Genomic DNA, 17,918 nt, shown 5'->3' with positions numbered 1-17,918 from the left:
GCTCAGTCCTCCCCGCCGCGGGCCGTTGCGAAGCGGCGCAGTGCCGCGTGCAACGTGCGCCTGGGCAACGGTAGCGGCAGGCGGTGCCGCCAGTTGGGATACACCGCCACCGTGCCGGGCAGATTGACCTGCTCGCGCAGGCCCAGTGCGTCTTCCACGGGCAGCAGCGCCAACGGTGCAGGACCGGCCGCCACGAACGCGAGGGCTGCATCGTGCAACGCCTCCGGGCACAGGGTATCGGCGCCCACTGCGCTGGCCAGCTGCGCTGCTTCCTGGCGGCGCCGCTCCATGGCCTGCGCAGTGGCCGCGGGGTCTTCCTGCCCGAGTTGCGCGCGCACCGCAATGTCCTCGCCGCGCTGCCAGCCGACCAGGGTGGGCAGATCGTGCGTGCCGGTCGTGGCCACCGCCATCGTCCGCCACAGGTTGGGCGGCAGGAACTCGCCATCGGCCGCGCGCGCGAACGCCAGCACGTCCATGCCCAGTACGCCGCGCTCCGCGAGCCGCTGGCGGATGCCATCGGGCACCACGCCCAGGTCTTCGCCGATCACGATGCAGCGATGCCGCCACGACTCCAGTGCCAACAGGTTGAGCAGGTCCTCCAGCGGATAGCGCAGATAGGCACCCGCATCCGACCCCGCACCCTGCGGCACCACCCATAGCCGTTGCAGGCCGAGGATGTGGTCGATGCGCACGCCGCCGCGATCACGCATCACCGCGCGCAGCAGCGCGATGAACGGCGCGAAGCCGGTGCGCCGCAGGCCATCGGGCGAGTAGCTGCTCACGCCCCACACCTGCCCGTGGGGCGCGAACGCGTCCGGCGGCGCGCCGATGACCAGACCTCGCAAGGCGGTATCGCCTGCCGCCGCCGCTTCGGCGCCGTCCGGCACGAAGCCGACGGCCAGGTCGGCGATCAATCCCAACGCCATGCCACTGGCATGGGCGCGATGCTGTACCTGCGACCAGCTGCGGGTGGACAGCCACTGCGCAAAGGTCTGCAGCGCCGGATCCGGCTGGCCCAGCACCGCCGCGTTGAAGATGGCAAACCGCTCCAGGTCCGCCCCGCCGGCCTGTCGATGGCGGTGCAGATCGTCGCGGATGGCGTCCGGCGCCGCGTGCATGGCCGCGTGCCAGCGCGCCAGTCGCGCCCATTTGAAGGCGGCCGCGCCTGCCCAGTCGATCAGCCCGTCCGCCGTTGACGCCGGCGCGTCCAACGCAGCGTCGTCTTCCCGCAGCCACGGTGGCGGCGCGGTGTAGATCGGCTCCAGATAGCGCCGGTCACTCGGCGAGTAGGGGCTGAACAGCGGCTCGATCCGGCCGGCCGCATGCAGCGGGCTGAGTGCCAGTGCATCGCCGCCCGCCGCGCGGACGCGGCGACACCACGCGGCGGTCCCGGCACTGTCGCCAATGCCGGCGTCCGACGGCGAGCGCCCCGCGTACACCTGCAGGCTTGCGCCCCACCGGCGCGGCGTGGCCGCGCCCGTGGCGTCGTCCACGCCGAAACAGCGCGCCGGCGCCACCGCCACGGCATGCGCCTGTAAACCGACGCGCAGCGTCCAGTAGCCGGGCCGCTGCGGGCACCGCCAGCCACCCTCGACGTCCTGGTGGGCCGGCTCGGTGTCGCCTGCTTCATCGCACCATTGCCCGGGCCCCGCATCGGGCGACCCGACGACGATGCGCGCACCCGCCTGCGCCGTGCGCAGACGCGGCTGCGCGCGCTCGGCCGCGCAGCGCCGAAGGCTGTCCGCCCGTTGCGCGGTGGTCGCCGCGCGCCATTCCAGCGCATCCAGCACCGCGACCAGCGTGTCCGGCTCCACCCGGCGCGCGACACCATGGATGTCGTGCCAGTCGACCATCACGCCCACGGCCGCGGCCAGGCCCGCCAGTTCGTCCGCCGCGGTCGTCATCGCGCCACCCAGCACGCGACCAGCGATGCGGGCGCCAAACGGCCCTGGTCATCGAGGTGGCCCAGTTGCAGTACGGTCTCTCCCGCTGGCAGGGTCGTGGCGACCGGCGTCTCACCCAGGTTGAAGGCCAGCCACCACTCGCCATCGGGCAATGCCCAGCCGGCGGCGATCGCCCGCTCGGCCAGCACGGTCCCACCGAGACTACGTGCCTGCCCCGCGCCGCCCACCAGATAGCGCCGACGCAGGGCCAGGAAGGTCGTGAAGTCCTCCAGCCACGGGTTGCCCGCCAGTGCTGCCGGTGACGGCAGCGGGCAGCGCGACGCCAGGAAGGTGTCCACCGCATTGGGATCGGGAATCTTGTCGCGCGAGCCTGGATCGGCGAACGCCTTGAGCTGGCTGAACTCCTTGCGCCGCCCGTCGCGTACCGCCTGGTCCAACGGTGGCTCGAAGTCGGTGAAGAACAGGAAGGGCTCGCTGGCGCCCCATGGCTCCCCCATGAAAAACAGCGGCACCATGGGCGTGAGCGCGGTCAACGCATGCGCCACGCGCAGCCGCGCGGGCGCCACCGAGCCCTGCAGCCGGTCACCGAACGCGCGGTTGCCGATCTGGTCGTGGTTCTGCGCGAACACCACGAAATGGTCCGGCGACAAGCCCGCGCTGGGCTCGCCACGGCGATTGCCATGCCGGTTCACTTCGCCCTGCCAGGCAAACCCCTCCGCCAATACCCGGGCCAGGCGCGCGGCCGGCTCGCCGGCGAAGTCGGCGTAGTAGCTCTCGGTTTCTCCGGTCAACAGCACGTGCAAGGCGTTGTGGAAATCGTCATTCCACTGTGCGGTATAGCCCTCACCCAGCAGCGAGGCCGCGTTGTTCTCGTTTTCCACCACCAGGTCCACCGCGTGCGCGGGACCGTCGGCATGGATCGCCTCACGCAGCGTCACCAGGAAGGTCTGTGGATGGATCGCGTGCACCGCGTCCAGGCGCAAGCCGTCGAAGCGATACTCGCGCAGCCACATCAGCGCGTTGTCGATGAAGAAACGCTGCACCCACGGCTGCCGGAAGTCGATGGACGCGCCCCACGGCGTGCGCACGTCCTCGCGGAAGAACTGCGGTGCGTAGGCGGCCAGGTGGTTGCCCTCCGGCCCGAAATGATTGAACACCACGTCCAGCAGCACCATCATGCGCAGCGCATGGGCGGCATCCACCAGCGCCTTCAGCTCGTCCGGGGTGCCATACACCGACGCCGGCGCATAGGGCAGCACACCGTCGTAGCCCCAGTTGCGGGTACCTGCGAACGTCGCCAACGGCATCAGTTGCAGGGCGGTGATGCCCATCGCGGCCAATGCCGGCAACTGCGCCTGCAGCGCCGCATACCCACCCACGGCGCCCACGTGCACCTCATACAGGACCGCCTCGGCCCAGGGGCGCCCCGCGCCACCGGTCGTCTGCCAGGCATAGGCGTCTTCATCGGGGACCGCGCTGGCGCCCTTCAGTCCCTCCGGCTGCCAACGCGACGCCGGGTCCGGCACGCTCAACGTGCCGTCGATGCGGAAGCGATAACGTGTGCCCGGTGCGCATGCGCAGGACACCGCATGACAGCCATCATCCTCGGGGGCCATCGCCACTATCTCGCCGTCCAGCAACAGTTCCACGCGGTCCGCCGCCGGTGCCCATAACCGGAAGCAGTACCCGCCGTCCTCCTGCCGCCATGCGCCAAGTTGCCGCCGCGCAGGCGTCACTCAACCACCTGGAGGTAGAGGGTGGACAGTGGTGGCAACGTGAGCTCGATCGACTGCGCGTGGCCATGCATGGCGATCGACTGGGCGTCGACCTGCCCGTGGTTGCCCGCATCGCTGCCACCGTAGAAGCGGCTGTCACTGTTGAACACCTCGCGCCAGCGGCCGGCGCGCGGCACCCCCACGCGATAGCCATGCCGCGCGACCGGGGTGAAGTTGCTCACCGCCAGCAACGCCCCGCCACTGCCGTGCACGTCATGGCGGATGAAGGCAAGCACGCTGTTGACGTGGTCATCGCCGACGCTCCACTCGAAGCCGTCCTCGCTGCGATTGCCGTGCCGCAGCGCGGGGATGTCGCGCAGCAGCCGGTTCAGGTCGGCGACCACGCGTGCCACGCCGGTATGCTCCGGTTGCGCGGCCAGCGCCCAGTCCAGTTCGCCGTCGTGGTTCCACTCGGTGGCCTGGGCGAACTCGCCGCCCATGAACAGCAGTTTGCTGCCCGGGTGCGCCCACATGAAACCGTAGTAGGCGCGCAGGTTGGCCAGCTGCTGCCAGCGGTCCCCCGGCATCTTGCCGAGCAACGAGCCCTTGCCATGCACCACTTCATCATGCGAGAGCGGCAGCACGAACTGCTCGGAGAACGCATACATCGCGCTGAAGGTCATCTCGCTGTGGTGGTGCGAGCGGTGGATCGGGTCGCGCTGCAGGTAGCTCAACGTATCGTGCATCCAGCCCATGTTCCATTTGTGGGAGAAACCCAGCCCGCCCTCGGCGGCCGGCGCGGTCACGCCGGGCCACGCCGTGGACTCCTCGGCGATCACCACCACCCCGGGATGGGTGGTCGTAATGGCGCTGTTGAGTGCCCGCAGGAAATCGATGGCCTCCAGGTTTTCGCGGCCGCCATGCGCGTTCGGAATCCACTGCCCGTCCTCGCGGCTGTAGTCGCGGTAGAGCATCGACGCCACTGCGTCCACGCGCAGGCCATCGATATGGAAACGATCGATCCACTCCAGCGCGCTGCCGATCAGGAACCCGGACACCTCGCTGCGCCCGTAGTTGTAGATCAGCGTGTCCCAGTCCGGGTGCAGGCCCTGGCGCGGGTCTTCGTGTTCGTACAGGCCGGTGCCGTCGAAGCGCTGCATGCCGTGCGCATCGGAGGGGAAATGCGCGCCCACCCAATCCACGATCACGCCCAGGCCCTGCTGGTGGCAGCGGTCCACGAAGCGTGCGAACCCTTCCGGATCGCCATGGCGCGCGGTGGGCGCATACAGCCCCAGCGGCTGGTAGCCCCACGAGCCACCGAACGGATGCTCGCTGACCGGCAGCAGTTCCACGTGGCTGAAGCCCAGCTGCAGCACGTAGGGAATGAGCGCATCGGCCAACTGGTCCCAGTCCAGCACCGCGCCATCGGCACCGCGACGCCAGGAGCCGGCATGCAGTTCATAGATGGAGATCGCACCGGCGGCATTGGCGGCGCGCGCCTGCATCCACGCCTGGTCCTGCCATGCATGGCCTGCATCGGATCCCACCACCGACGCGGTGCCCGGCAGCGGCTCGCATTGGCGCGCCATCGGGTCGGCCTTGTCGGTCAGGTGCGCGCCGTCGGCGGCGATGATCTCGAACTTGTAACGTGCCCCGGCCGCCACGCGCGGCACGAAGATTTCCCAGACGCCGGCCTCGGCCCGCAACCGCATCGGATGGCGCCGGCCATCCCAGCCGTTGAATTCACCGACCACCGCGACCCGGCGCGCATTCGGCGCCCAGACCGAGAAGCGCACGCCCTGCACGCCCTGGTCGACCGCAAGCTGCGCACCCAGGCCGGTACGGACACTATGCGGATCCCCGGCGGGGATGCCGGCAAGCAGGGCCGCGTCCAACTGGGTCCCGAAGCCGAACACGTCCTCGATCTCCTGCTGATGCGTGCCCCAGTCCACCCGCAGCAGCGCGACCGCCGCGCCCTCGCACGGGGACACGAACACGCCGTCGCCCAGCGCCGCCATCGGCTGCCAGCGCCCCCCCGCGTCGCGCCGCTGCACAGCCAACGCGCCGGGGAACAATACGTGCAGCCGCCAGCGACCGTGGCCGTCCTGGTGTGGCCCCAGCAGCGCGAACGCGTCGCCGGGGGCGCCAGCAGCCAGCGCAGCCAACGCCGCGGACATCGGCTCATCGGCGGCCGGCGCAGCTGAAGCGCCGTCCTGCCCCTGCGGTGCGGGCACCAGCAATTCGCACCCCATCGTCATGCGCGCGCCTCGGCGGTGCGCTGGTACAGGTCGATGTAGTGCGTGCCTGCCACCTCCCAACCGCTGGGGCGGAGCATGGCTGCGCGACGCATGGCGGCCATCAGGCGCGGCTGGCGGAAGGTGCGGAAGGCGCGCTGCACGCAGCGGCGCAGCATGTCCGCGTCCGGGCCGTTGAACAGGAAGCCGGTGACGCCGTCGTCCACCGTATCGATCAGCCCACCGGTCGCATGGGCGATGGGCAGGCAGCCAAAGCGCTGCGCATACATCTGGCTGAGCCCGCACGGCTCGAACCGCGACGGCATCAGCAGGAAATCGGCACCGGCGAACATCCGCCGCGCCAGGGTTTCATCGAATCCGATATACGCCGACACGCTGCCCGGGAAGCGTCGCGCCAGCGCGCGCACCTGCTCCTCGATCGCCGGCTCGCCGCCACCGATGATCACCAGCTGCCCACCGGCGGCCACGATCTGCGGCGCGACGTCGCAGGTGAGGTCCAGGCCTTTCTGGTGCACCAGCCGCGAGACCACCGCAAACAACGGCCCACGGCTCTCCGGCAACCCGAAGGCGCGGCGCACGTGGCGCGCGTTGTGGTCACGCCCGTCGAAACTGCGCACGTCGAAGTGCGCCGGCAGGTGCCGGTCCGTGCTCGGGTCCCAGCTGGCGTCGATGCCATTGACGATCCCGCTGAGGTGGCCCAGCGCGGCGCGGCCCGACAGCAGCCCGTCCAGTCCGCAGCCTTCGGCCGGCGCGGTGATCTGCGCGGCGTAGCTGACGCTCACCGTGTTCACCTGGTCGGCATGCACGATGCCACCGCGCAGGAACGACAGCTGCCCATGGAACGCCAGCGCCTCGCATTGCGCCTCGTCGATGCCCAGGTCCGCCGCCAGCGCGCTGGGGAACAGGCCTTGGTAGGCCAGGTTGTGGATGGTCAGCAGGCACGACGCCGCGCTGCCCAGCCAGCGCACGTAGGCAGCGGCCAAGGCACAGGGCCAGTCGTTGAGATGCAACAGGTCCGGCTGCCACTCCATGCCCACTTCACCCGCGGCGATCAGTGCCGCGGCGCGCGACAGCGTGGCGAACCGCACGGCGTTGTCCGCCCACGGCTCTCCGGCGTTGTCCACATAGGGGCTGCCGTCGCGTTCGTACAGCTCCGGGCAGATCAGCACATACACCGGCAGGCCATCCTCCAGCACGGTGTGGCCGATCACACACGCCGGCAGTGCGGCGTGCGCCTCGGTCTGGCCCACCACCTGGATCGGGCCGGTGCGCGCGAGTACTTCGCTGTAGCCCGGGATCAGCACCCGCATGTCGGCGCGGTCGCGCAGCGCACGTGGCAATGCTGCCGCCACGTCGCCCAGACCGCCCGCCTTCACGTAGTCGGCCATCTCCGACGCCACGAACAGCACGCGGCGTGCAGCGTCCGGCGCAGCATTGGAACGACCCACCAGCCCGCGTTGCAGCAGCGACGGCGGGGCCCGGCGTACGCGGATGGCATCAGGATGTGGGAGAGCGTCTGCACGATTGGCAGAAGACGCGAGGGGAAGCGGGTGCGTGGGCATGGGGGACTCGATGGCAGAGAAACACGACGCAGCAACCTCCACCTCGAACCGGACTGTCCGGCGCAAGCAATATTCAGGAGAAAACCGCGAAGACGGGGGGAAACCCCAGCCACTACTTGGGGCGTGGTTCGAATCTACTCTCCTGCCCAATCAATGCGCCGTGAACCTGGCACGACAGTTGCGTGAACCGACATGCGCAAACGGCATGTGCTTATCCATTCGCCCTAGGTGCAGCTCACTGATGACGCACACTGAATCATTAAGACTTTCTTTTCGAGCGCCCTCAATCCGCATCAAACGGACGGTGATTGCGGTGGATTCGCGCCGATAGCGATGCACCGACGCCGGCATGGGGCAGTGCAATCGACCCGACCAACGCACCCGCCCCCCCTTTCTGCGGTCACGCAGATACCGCGATCGCGGTGCGTCTGCTCGGCGCACGCCTCCGCGCGTCCGGTTTCACGGACGGCCACCCTCTGTTCGTCGCCTTCGCCGTCCAACCGCAGGCCCGCGCAGGGCCAACCGGATTGACTGCCGCTGTCGCGCTCCGCCTAGAATGTGACGGCAGCGTGGGGAATACGCCGCCGTCATCCTGCGCCGGTCGCGCCGCGCGGGTCACTTCAACAACATGGATGTCCCATGCAACACACCGCTTCCCTGTCGCGCTTCTATGCGCTGCCCGTTACTGCCGCGATTGCCGCGGCGATCGATACGGATGTCGCCCAGGCCGACCTCGACGACCTGGTCCACGCGCACCTGTCGCGCAACCCGCTGTACTTCGGCGGCATCGACAAGACCCTGTCCGGCTTCGTGGTGCTCGACGACAGCGGCGACAACTACACCCTGCTGGACCTGCGCGGCGACGGCAGCGTGTGGTGGCAGGATCACGAAACACGGCAGCTGGAGCTGCGCTTTGCCAGCCTCGAGGACTATCTGGCCTGCCGCGCCCGGCTGGCCAGGGGCGAAGACTCCGAAGCCGCGCTGCTGGCCGAATACGCCTGCACGCCCGACGCCCGGGCCGGCGACAGCCCCGCGCTGCTGGCACGCTACCAGTGGCTGATGCACGCCCTCGCGCTGCCCGCCCGCGACCACCAGGGCAACGCCCTGCACAGCCCCAACACCCTGGCCGTCGACGCGTACACCTGTTACATCCCGCTGTTCCCCGAGCAGGGCGACGACCAGCGCTGCTTCCGGAAGGAACTGCCACGCCTGGCCGGCGACCCCCACCTGGCCCTGTACTGGCTACTGCACGCCAGCCTGCTGGGGCAGGACGCGCGCCTGGCCAAGGTGCTGGCGGCCATCGGGCCGACCGAGGTGCCGCTGCTGCAGGCCTTCGTCGCCGTGTTCGGGCACCTGGCCGATGACGCCGACATCGCGGTCGTCCCCGGGTTTGCCCACCGTCGCGCGCGCCTGCTGATCCTCGCCCAGATCGACACGGCTGCACCGCTGCAGCAACGGCTGCGCGCCATGGCGGTATCCCCGCACACCGTCGGCATGGAGCTGGTGGACGAGCTCACCCTCGCGCTGCAGAACGACCCCGACGCCTTCGATGCCGCGCAGGCCCTGCAGTCGCTCGACCGCATCCAGGCGGACGCGACGGCGGTGTGGGCGCTGCGCGCCTACCTGCAGAACCACCTCGGCCAGCCCGCCGGTGCCGCGGCCGACCGCGCCACCCGCCTGATGGCCGCCACCGCGCACGCCCCGCTGGACGCGGTGAAAACCCTGCATCCGATCCTGCCGCTGATCGGCGATGGCGATGCCCTGCTGCAGGTGGTCACCCCGTTGCTGGCGTGGGACGACCTGATGACGCGCGTGCTGGACATGCTCGAGCACGCACAGACCCTGCTGGGCACGGAGGTGATCGCCGCCGAGGCACGGGCACACCTGCGCCACCTGGCCGACGACCTCCTCACCATCTGGGATGCGCCCAGCTTTGCCGAGGGCGTCGCGGCCGCCGCGCCGGCCACCCGCGAAGCGATGGCCATCCGCCTGACGCGTCGTCCGGAGCTGGCCGACACCGACGAAGACCGCGAATGGGCCATCCGCTTCGTGCTGGGCAGCCCCCTGCACAGCCGTGGCGCGCTGCTGCAGCGCGCCCTGCCGCAGCTGGCGCCGCGCCTGCAGCGGCGTCTGCTGCCGGACATCTGCGCGAGCATCACCGATCCGGGTGACGGGCTGGTGCCCATGCTCATCGCCCTGATCGGCGAGGAGCCACCCGCGGGCGACATCAGCGCCGAAATGGATGCCGACGCCCGAGCCGACGCCGTTCTTGCGGGCCTGCAGGCGCTCTGGGGCGATGCCCGCCTGTTCGAGCCGCTGATGGCGCTGCTCGCGCGGGCACCGGTGAAGAGCGTGCTGGTGGACCGGCTCGGGCAGGCCATCCAGGCATTCCAGGCCGCGCTGGACACCGCCCAGCGCCAGCGCCTGTTCCACTGGGCCCTGGCGCGCGTGCAGGCGCGCCAGGACGACCATTGGTCGCCGCGCGTCCTGGACGGCTTGGGCACGCCCGACCTCGCCCCCACCCTGCGCCAGGCCCTGCAGGCGGAATCGGCGGCCATGGCCGCCGGCCAGCCGGCCAGCGAGGCCGTGTTGTCCAGCCTGTACAACAGCCTGGGCGAGCTCGGCAAGCAGGATCCCGATACCGCCAGCTTCCTGATCGATCGGCTTTGGGAAGAACAGGCCTACGTGCGAGGCGTCTACTGGGCACTGCACGGCTGCTGGTCGCCGCCGCTGCATGCGCAGGTCATGCAGCGCCTGCGCGAATCGCCCCACATCGCCGCTGCCGCCACCTACTGCGTCAGCGTGCATACCTGGGACAAGCGCACCCAGCCGGCCCTGGACGTGGCCGCGCTCGTGCTGGACTGGCCGTTGCCGGACGACAGCGCCTCGCGCGCGCAGCTCAAGTACCTCCTGCTGCTGGGTAGCTCGCTGGCGCTGCTCCAGCAGCAGCCGACCCAGGTACGCGCCTTCCATCATCGCGCCACCGCCATCGACGGGCCCGCACGGGAACCCGGTGCGCGCACCGATGCCGCGTTCGATCCCTTCAGCACGGCCGATCTGCAGGCCAGGCTGCAGGACGCGCTCGATGGCAAGGCCGAACGCGAACTGGCCAGCCTGCATGCGCGCCTCCAGCAGGCGCGTGCCGACGGCACGCCGGACACCCGCATCACCTTGCAGGCCCTGGGCCAACTGGCGGGCGGCACCGCCGCGTTCGCCTGGTGCCGCGACCCGGCCAGCGGCGCCACCCTGTTCCAGGACGTCCTGGGCAACACGCACTACTTTGACGGTTACGTCATCGTCGCCCCGCCCTTCCAGCTACAGGGCTACACGTTGCGCGACGAAGGCCCGGCGTTCTTCCACGACGCGACCGAGGTCTCCGAACGGTGGATGTGCTGGAAGGGCGAGACCTTCTATGACTGGACCCGCCTGGGCGCCGCCATCAACGTCATCCACGGCGAAAACAATGCCGCCGGCCAGGTCAACCTGGCACTGCGCTTTGCCAGCGCTGCCGAGGCGGCGCAGTGGTTTGCCACGGTCACCGCCAACCCGCCCAGAGCGTTCGTGGCCTGCGACCCGTGGTACCGCGCCGGCCATGGCGAGGTGTCGCGCACCCTGCGCAACCCGCGCAAGCCCGGCGGCACCTACCTGCGCCTGCGCAACCAGGCCTGGACCGACGCCGACGGCAATCGTCTGCTCGGCGATGCCGCGCTGGCCGCGGTGAACGCGCTGGAAGTGGACGCGCGCCGCGCGGGTGGCTTCACCTACACCATCGAATACCAGGACGACTTCAAGCGGCCGCAGGATCTGTCCGTGCTGGACTGGCTCGCGGAAGTGCGCGCCGTCCACGCCGGCACGCTGGCCGAATCACTGGAGCAGACCGTGGACGTGGTGGCCAGCTACCTCGCCGCGCACGTCCTGCAGCCCGCGGGTACCGCCCTGGGCGTGCGCCGCGACGGCCCCGCCAGCGCGGCCGACATCGACGCGCTGGCCGCCTCCCGCCACCACCCCCTGCCCGCCGCGCTGGTGGCGTACTGGCAGCACCATGCCTGCACCGGCTGGCACTACCCCGGCCATGGCCGCCGCCTGCTGTCACCGGCCGAGATCCTGGCCAGCGCCGCCGTCGATGGCCACCGGCCGCTGGTGGTGGACGCCCATGGCCAGCCGCAGTGGCTGCTGGCTGACGCCGAAAATGAAGACCAACAGGTGATCCCACTCGATCCTGCCGTGGACAGGCGCTACCAGTACAGCGCCCATGGCGGGGTGCGCACCGCACTGGTGGACACCCTGCTGGATGCCCTGGACCGCGACGTCGCCGACATCGCCCTGCTCTGGCACGGCCAACGCGGCGACGCGGATGTCGTGCGCCTGCAGCTCGCCAGCGAGCGCGAGGTCACCACCCTGCGCCTGGACCGCGATGCCTGCGTGCTGGCCATCCGCAAGGGCAAGCGCGGCCAGCCAGGCCGGGTCCGCTTCCAGCACCTGGCCACGCCTGCCAAGGCCGCCGCGGCGTTCGACAAGGCACGCACGGTGGCCGAGGCCGCAGGCCAGCAGGCACAAGCCACCGCATAAAGCGGAGGGGGCCGGCTGCCGCAGCCGGCCCCCTCTGCTTGCCCGCGGCATCGCCGGTAGACAGCCCGGCCGCGCCCACGGCGCTACCATCAGCCACGCCCTGCCCCCCCCTGCCTGCCGAGACCGCCATGCCACAGACCGTCATCCCCCAACTGCGCATGACCGATGCCGCCGTCAGCGTGCCGTTCTACCAGCGCATGGGCTTCGCGATCGACTGGGAACACCGTTTCGAACCAGGCATGCCACTGTTCGTGCAGATCAGCCGCGAAGGGCAGCTGTTGTTCCTCAGCGAACATGCCGGCGACTGCGAACCCGGTGGCGCGGTGTATTTCCACGTGCCGGACGTGGATGCGCTGCATCGCGCCTTCGTGGCAGCCGGCGTCGGGGTGTTCCGCGCGCCGGCCGACGTGCCGTGGGGCGGGCGCGAAATGATGGTCGTGGATCCGGACCACAACCGGTTGCGGTTCGCTACGCAGGGGCAGTGAGCCAGGGAGGGCGGCGCGATAGGACGGCGCGCCCGTCATCCGCCGCATAAGGTCGATGTGCGCCCCGCACCGTCAACACCTTGACGAATTGCGTCACCTTTCCGGCACGCGCTGCGCGGCGCAGCAGGCATGTCGCGCCTGGCGTTGATTAATTCAGCCGACTGCGCGGTCGGGTGAATCCAAATGGCCCCGGGGCTCGTACATAGGCGGCGATGGGGAAGAAAGCGGACGGCGATGCAGCGCACGTTCGCCGCTCCATCGCACTCCCCCCTATGGCCGAAACGCGATGAGCCCCCCCGTCACCCAGGAAGATGAAAGACGCGCCGTTCTCGGCGCGATGAAGATGACCGATGTCGGTGCACTTCCCTCGCTGGACCACATCACCCGCCTTGCCAGTTACACCTTCGACGCCCCCGTTGCCTTCGTCTCGCTGCTGGGCGATGTGGAACAGCGCTTCGTGTCCCGGATCGGGCTGCCGGTGGCCAAAACGTGCATCCGCGCGTCCATCTGCGCCCACGCCATCACCGCCAATGACGTGTTCGTGGTCGCCGACCTGAAGGCCGATCCCCGCTTCCAGGACAACCCCCTGGTGGTCGGTGCTCCCCACCTCCGCTTCTATGCGGGCGCGCCCTTGGTGGCCAGGAACGGGGTGGCCATCGGCGCCCTCTGCATCATGGACTCCACGCCCCGCGTGTTCCTCCAACGTGACTGCGAGCAACTGGCGAGCCTGGCACAGCTGGTGATGGGGCAGTTGGAGCTGCGCAACCTGTCCGGCCGGCTGGACCCGGTCAGCGGTCTCCCCAGTCGCCACCAGCTGCATGCCGATTTCCCCGGCATCGTCGCCTCCGGCGCCACCGGCACGCACTACGCCGTGGTCGTGGACGTGCTCGACATCCCCCGGGCCAGCCAGGTCGGCCAGGTGCTTGGACTGCAGCCCTTGGAGGCGCTGATACGCCGCGCCGGGGTTCGCCTGCGCACCGCGCTGGACGGGATCGCCACGGTCTACCACGTGGGGGTGACGCGCTTCGCCTTCATCGTAAGCATGTCCAGCACGCGCCAGGTCGAAAGCCTGGTGCTGGAGTTGCGGGGTCGCATGCTGCGTCCGCTGATGGCTGCCGCCGTGCCCATGTCACCGCGTTTCCATGCCGGCGTCTGCCCCATCGAGAGTGGCGAAGGCAGCCACGAGTTGCTGCGGAAACTGCTGGTGGGCCTGTACGATGCGTTCGACGCGGGCCGCACGCTGTGCTGGTACTCCGCAGCGCGGGATCAGTCGGTCCACCGCGCCTACCGCCTGGCCTCGGATGCCGAGCGTGGCATCGCCAACGGCGAATTCCACCTGGTGTATCAGCCCCGTTTCGACGCCACTTCGCGCAATCCCGTGTCCGCCGAGGCACTGATCCGGTGGAACCATCCCGTCCTCGGGCCCATCAGCCCGCTCGAGTTCATCCCGGTGTTCGAACAGACTGCGCTGATGGCGCTGGTCACCGACTGGGTGCTGGATGCGGCGCTGGACCAGCTGCTGGCGTGGCGGACACAAGGCGTGGAGGTTCCCCTCTCCATCAACCTGCCCAGCAGCTATCTCACCAGCGGCACTGCCTGGGAGGTCATCCGCGCGAAGCTGTCGCGTCGCGCCATTCCGGTTGCGATGGTCGAATTCGAGATCACCGAGGGCGAGTGGCTGGGCCCCGACTCCCCTGCCGTCGCGCAGATCCAGGCGATGACCCAAGCAGGCGTCAAGATCGCCGTCGATGACTTCGGCAGCGGCTACAGCAATTTCAGCTACCTGTCCGACCTGCCGATCCGCACCTTGAAACTGGATAAATCCCTGATCGACGGCATCGGCACGGATCCGCGCGCAAGGGCGAAAGTCTCGGCGATCCACCATCTCGCCCACGAACTCGGCTACCTCACCGTGGCCGAAGGCGTGGAGCATCAGGAACAGCTCGACGTGCTGACGGCCATCGGCCTGGACCAGATCCAGGGCTATCTGCTGGCAATGCCTGCGGACGCGTCGGCGATTGCAGACCTGTTCGCCCGTGCGCGCCTGCCGCTGCTGTCCGCGCTGGAGCATGCCCATCACCCGCGCGTCACAAATTGTATCGCTACGTAAACGCAGGCCCGGCTGCCTTTTAAGCGCACCGCGCTGCCGCCGATATCGGTTGTCCACCGCGCAGCTTTAGCGCTCGACATCCCATCCCCCGCCCTCTCCCCAGGCTACCCCCACCATGCACTTTGTCAGCAAACTCCGCGTCGGCCAGCGCATGACCGTCGGCTTCTCCGCCGTCATCGGCCTGATGGTCGTGTTGACCCTCATCGGCATCCATCGGGTGCACCTCATCGAGAATGACCTGCACACGATCAACGACGTCAACGCCGTCAAGCAGCGCCTGGCCATCAATTTCAGGGGCAGCGTGCATGATCGCGCGATCGCGCTGCGCGACGTCGTGCTCAGTGACGACCCGCGGGCCAGGACCGAGGCCACGCGCCAGATCGACCGCCTCGCCCACGATTACGCGGCCGCCGCCACGCCCCTGTCGGCGATGATCGCGGCGAGCACCGACGGCAAGGAAGCCGGCCTGCTGGACGCCATCCGTGCCAACGAGGTCGCCACCCTACCCCTGCTGACCGACGTCAGCAGGCGGCGCGAGGCGGGCGATGTGGAGGGGGCCAAGGCGCTGATGCTCACCCGGGCCAAACCGGCCTTCGTGGCGTGGTTGGCCTCGATCAACGCCTTCATCGACTGGCAGGAGGCCAAGAGCGCCGCCACGGCGGAACAGGTGACGGCCACCGCGCGCGGCTTTGCCATGCTCATGATCGGCGCCACGGTGCTGGCACTGGCGCTGGGAACGGTCATCGCCATCGCGCTGACGCGCAGCGTGGTCGGCCCGTTGCGCACGGCCCTGCAGGCCGCCCGGGATGTCAGCCAAGGCAATCTGGACACGCCGATGGGCTCCGGTCGGGGCGACGAAGCCGGCCAGCTGCTGGAGGCCATGGAGCAGATGCGCCAACGCATCCGGCGCGTCATCACGGAACTGGGCGACATGACGGCCCGGCACGAACGGGGCGAAATCAGCTACCGCATGGACGCCAGCGCCTATCCCGGCGAATTCGGCGTGATGGTGCGCGACACCAACGACATCGTGGACGCCCATATCGCCATCAAGATGCGGCTGGTGCGCCTGATCGGCCGCTACGCGGTGGGCGACCTGGCCGACGACATGGAACGCCTGCCCGGCGAAAAGGCGATCATCACCGAGACCATGGACCGGGTGAAGGCCAACCTGTCTGCCATCAACCGCGACATCCGCCAGCTCACCCACGCCGCGTCCGAGGGCAATTTCTCGGCACGCGGCGAACCGGAGGCTTATGAGTATGACTTCCGCGCCATGGTGGAGAACCTCAACGGCCTGATGGGCACCGCCGAGCAGAACCTCTCGGCACTGTCCACGTTCCTCAACGCGGTCGCATCGGGCAACCTGGCGGCACGCATGGAGGGCGACTTCCGCGGTGTCTTTGCCGCCATGGGCGCCGATGCGAACCGGACGGCCGGCAATCTGGCTGATATCGTCCGCCGCATCCATGTCTCGTCCGAGTCCATTACCGATGCGGCGACCGAGTTGTCCAACGGCAACCAGGACCTGTCCAAACGCACGGAACAGCAGGCCGCCAGCCTGGAAGAAACCGCCGCGTCGATGGAAGAGCTGACCTCCACCGTCAGGCAGAATGCCGCCTCGGCAGACCAGGCCAATTGCCTGGCCATTGACGCCGCCGTGGTGGCCAGTCGTGGCGGGGAGATCGTGGGCGAGGTCGTCAGCACGATGGACGGCATCGAAACCGCCTCCCGCCGCATCGCCGACATCACCACCGTGATCGACGGCATCGCCTTCCAGACCAACATCCTCGCCCTCAATGCCGCGGTGGAAGCCGCGCGCGCCGGCGACCAGGGGCGTGGCTTTGCCGTGGTCGCTGCCGAAGTGCGCAGCCTGGCGCAACGCGCGGCCGGTTCGGCCAGGGAGATCAAGGCACTTATCGACGACTCCTCGGCCAGGGTGGCCGAGGGCTCCCTGCAGGTGCGCGCCGCGGGTGCCACCATGGGCGAGGTGGTGACCAGCGTCCAGCGGGTGACCGACATCATGCAGGAGATCTCCGCCGCATCGCGCGAGCAGGCCACCAGCATCGAGCAGGTCAACGCGGTCGTGGGCCGCATGGATGAGACCACGCAGCAGAATGCCGCCCTGGTCGAAGAAGCCGCCGCGGCCGCCGCCGAACTCAATGTCCAGGCGTCGGGGCTACGGCATGCGGTGGCGGCGTTCACCCTCGAGCCGGTCGCCGTGCGCCGCCACGCCCGCCTGCCGCATGCGCAGGCCGTGGCGGCCTGCTAGGCCGGCCACCGGCGATGATGAACGAACAAGGCACGGCAACCGGCCACTGCTTGAAACCCCGGCCCTGACCCGCATTGATGGAGAGCGCCCGCGGTTGGGCGCTCTCAGGAGAAATGCATGCCGCACCATGAAAAGATCGCCATCGCCGGCGTCATCGAGCACGTCTTCGCCCATCGGTTCACCGTGATGTGCGACCAGCACGCCTACCTGGCAGACCTCGGCCCGAAGGGCGCGGAGGCCTTCGCGCTCGCGCCGGGGCTGGCCGTCCGCCTGGAAGGGGAGCAACGCCCATCGGAAATCAAGGTGGCCCGCATCGCCAGGAAAGGCGGGAGCTTTGTCGAGGTGGAACACAAGAAGCCGCATCACGGGCCCAAGCACGCTCACCCCGATGCACCTGCGGATGCTCGCAGCGTCGTGGCGGCGGTGAAGAAGGCCGGCTGGACGGTCAGCGGCACACCGCAGCGCAAGCCGAAGCACTTCGAGCTGCTGGCCCAGCGTGACGCGGGCGAATGGACCGAGCTGCACGTGGACTTCGCGGGCGTCATCTACAAGCAGGTGCCCGCCAGCGAGTCAAAATGGGACCTGCCCGCCTGATCTGCAGGTGACACGCGACACCCGCGCCCTGGATCTTCCAGGGCGCATTGCGTGTCAGGCCGGTTGCGCGCGCCATTGGCGCAGCGCCGCGCCGCGCAGCGATTGCTGGCCGCACCCGGTGGGGCAGCGCAGCACGCGCGCTACCGACGTGCTCACGAAACCCTGCCCTTCCTGCGCCTTGAAGATCACCTCGCAGGACAGGCAGCGCGCCACCATCGAATACAGGTGCACGATGCGGCCGCTGCAGGGGTCCTGCAGCGCGCTCACATCCAGCAGATCGAAGTGGCAGCTATCGGGCATCGCGCGCCGCGGGAGCGGATGGGAAACGAAGGTCTGCTGGTTCACGCGGGCGCGCCATGGGGGGTGGGATGCAGTCCACTCTAGGTGCCGCGATGTGGAGCGCGGGTGCAGATGCGATGCAGCCCGCGCGAAGCCCGCACCCGGAAACATGC

10 protein-coding genes are annotated in these 17,918 nt (G+C 69.4%); 5 read left to right on the top strand and 5 right to left on the bottom strand.

What is annotated here, in order from left to right; genetic code table 11:
* Window positions 1-2 precede the first annotated feature (2 nt).
* Genes malQ through glgA form a run of 4 tightly spaced genes read right to left on the bottom strand, consistent with a single transcriptional unit; the run spans window position 3 to window position 7,436 of the window.
* Window positions 3-1,904: a 4-alpha-glucanotransferase gene (gene malQ / locus AC06FD_RS04580; RefSeq protein ID WP_478077093.1), complete on the bottom strand. Its 1,902-nt coding sequence runs from the start codon at window positions 1,902-1,904 to the stop codon at window positions 3-5.
* Window positions 1,901-3,640 (bottom strand): malto-oligosyltrehalose trehalohydrolase, encoded by a 1,740-nt coding sequence (treZ, locus tag AC06FD_RS04575; protein ID WP_478046971.1) that lies wholly within the window; start codon window positions 3,638-3,640, stop codon window positions 1,901-1,903. The genes malQ and treZ overlap by 4 nt, the downstream gene beginning before the upstream one ends.
* Window positions 3,637-5,871, bottom strand: a complete 2,235-nt coding sequence (gene glgB / locus AC06FD_RS04570) for a 1,4-alpha-glucan branching protein GlgB (protein ID WP_478077369.1) — start codon at window positions 5,869-5,871, stop codon at window positions 3,637-3,639. The genes treZ and glgB overlap by 4 nt, the downstream gene beginning before the upstream one ends.
* 2 nt (window positions 5,872-5,873) lie before the next feature.
* Window positions 5,874-7,436 carry a glycogen synthase GlgA gene (glgA, locus tag AC06FD_RS04565; RefSeq protein WP_449334509.1) on the bottom strand — a complete coding sequence of 521 codons (1,563 nt, stop codon included), beginning with the start codon at window positions 7,434-7,436 and terminating at the stop codon, window positions 5,874-5,876.
* Between the two features lie 639 nt (window positions 7,437-8,075).
* Here glgA and AC06FD_RS04560 point away from each other — a divergent pair.
* The 5 genes from AC06FD_RS04560 to AC06FD_RS04540 all read left to right on the top strand — a co-directional run bounded on the left by AC06FD_RS04560 (window position 8,076) and on the right by AC06FD_RS04540 (window position 17,466).
* Window positions 8,076-12,005, top strand: a complete 3,930-nt coding sequence (locus AC06FD_RS04560; RefSeq protein ID WP_478077092.1) for a hypothetical protein — start codon at window positions 8,076-8,078, stop codon at window positions 12,003-12,005.
* A 128-nt stretch (window positions 12,006-12,133) separates the two neighbouring features.
* On the top strand, window positions 12,134-12,490 hold the full coding sequence (locus tag AC06FD_RS04555; protein WP_478077091.1) for a bleomycin resistance protein: 357 nt from the start codon (window positions 12,134-12,136) through the stop codon (window positions 12,488-12,490).
* Between the two features lie 337 nt (window positions 12,491-12,827).
* Window positions 12,828-14,600 carry a sensor domain-containing diguanylate cyclase gene (locus AC06FD_RS04550; protein ID WP_478077368.1) on the top strand — a complete coding sequence of 591 codons (1,773 nt, stop codon included), beginning with the start codon at window positions 12,828-12,830 and terminating at the stop codon, window positions 14,598-14,600.
* A gap of 115 nt (window positions 14,601-14,715) precedes the next feature.
* Complete coding sequence (locus AC06FD_RS04545; RefSeq protein ID WP_478077090.1) at window positions 14,716-16,872, top strand: methyl-accepting chemotaxis protein; 2,157 nt, start codon at window positions 14,716-14,718, stop codon at window positions 16,870-16,872.
* 117 nt (window positions 16,873-16,989) lie between these two features.
* Window positions 16,990-17,466, top strand: a complete 477-nt coding sequence (locus AC06FD_RS04540; RefSeq protein ID WP_259203066.1) for a hypothetical protein — start codon at window positions 16,990-16,992, stop codon at window positions 17,464-17,466.
* A gap of 54 nt (window positions 17,467-17,520) precedes the next feature.
* On the opposite strand, the gene AC06FD_RS04535 is transcribed toward AC06FD_RS04540, so the two are convergent.
* A complete protein-coding gene (locus AC06FD_RS04535; RefSeq protein ID WP_394163470.1) occupies window positions 17,521-17,811 on the bottom strand; it encodes a hypothetical protein in 291 nt (96 codons plus the stop codon).
* Between the last annotated feature and the right edge of the window lie 107 nt (window positions 17,812-17,918).

The organism is Stenotrophomonas sp. Steno-Z1 (assembly GCF_056393175.1).
Note: the sequence above shows the minus strand (reverse complement) of the source record. Positions and strands in the feature narration are given on the sequence as shown.

Excerpts from the sequence above, each read along its gene's own strand:
- malQ (WP_478077093.1), bottom strand. The coding sequence starts at position 1,904 with ATGACGACCGCGGCGGACGAACTGGCGGGCCTGGCCGCGGCCGTGGGC.
- glgB (WP_478077369.1), bottom strand. The coding sequence starts at position 5,871 with ATGGGGTGCGAATTGCTGGTGCCCGCACCGCAGGGGCAGGACGGCGCT.
- glgA (WP_449334509.1), bottom strand. The coding sequence starts at position 7,436 with ATGCCCACGCACCCGCTTCCCCTCGCGTCTTCTGCCAATCGTGCAGAC.
- AC06FD_RS04560 (WP_478077092.1), top strand. The coding sequence starts at position 8,076 with ATGCAACACACCGCTTCCCTGTCGCGCTTCTATGCGCTGCCCGTTACT.
- AC06FD_RS04555 (WP_478077091.1), top strand. The coding sequence starts at position 12,134 with ATGCCACAGACCGTCATCCCCCAACTGCGCATGACCGATGCCGCCGTC.
- AC06FD_RS04550 (WP_478077368.1), top strand. The coding sequence starts at position 12,828 with ATGAAGATGACCGATGTCGGTGCACTTCCCTCGCTGGACCACATCACC.
- AC06FD_RS04545 (WP_478077090.1), top strand. The coding sequence starts at position 14,716 with ATGCACTTTGTCAGCAAACTCCGCGTCGGCCAGCGCATGACCGTCGGC.
- AC06FD_RS04540 (WP_259203066.1), top strand. The coding sequence starts at position 16,990 with ATGCCGCACCATGAAAAGATCGCCATCGCCGGCGTCATCGAGCACGTC.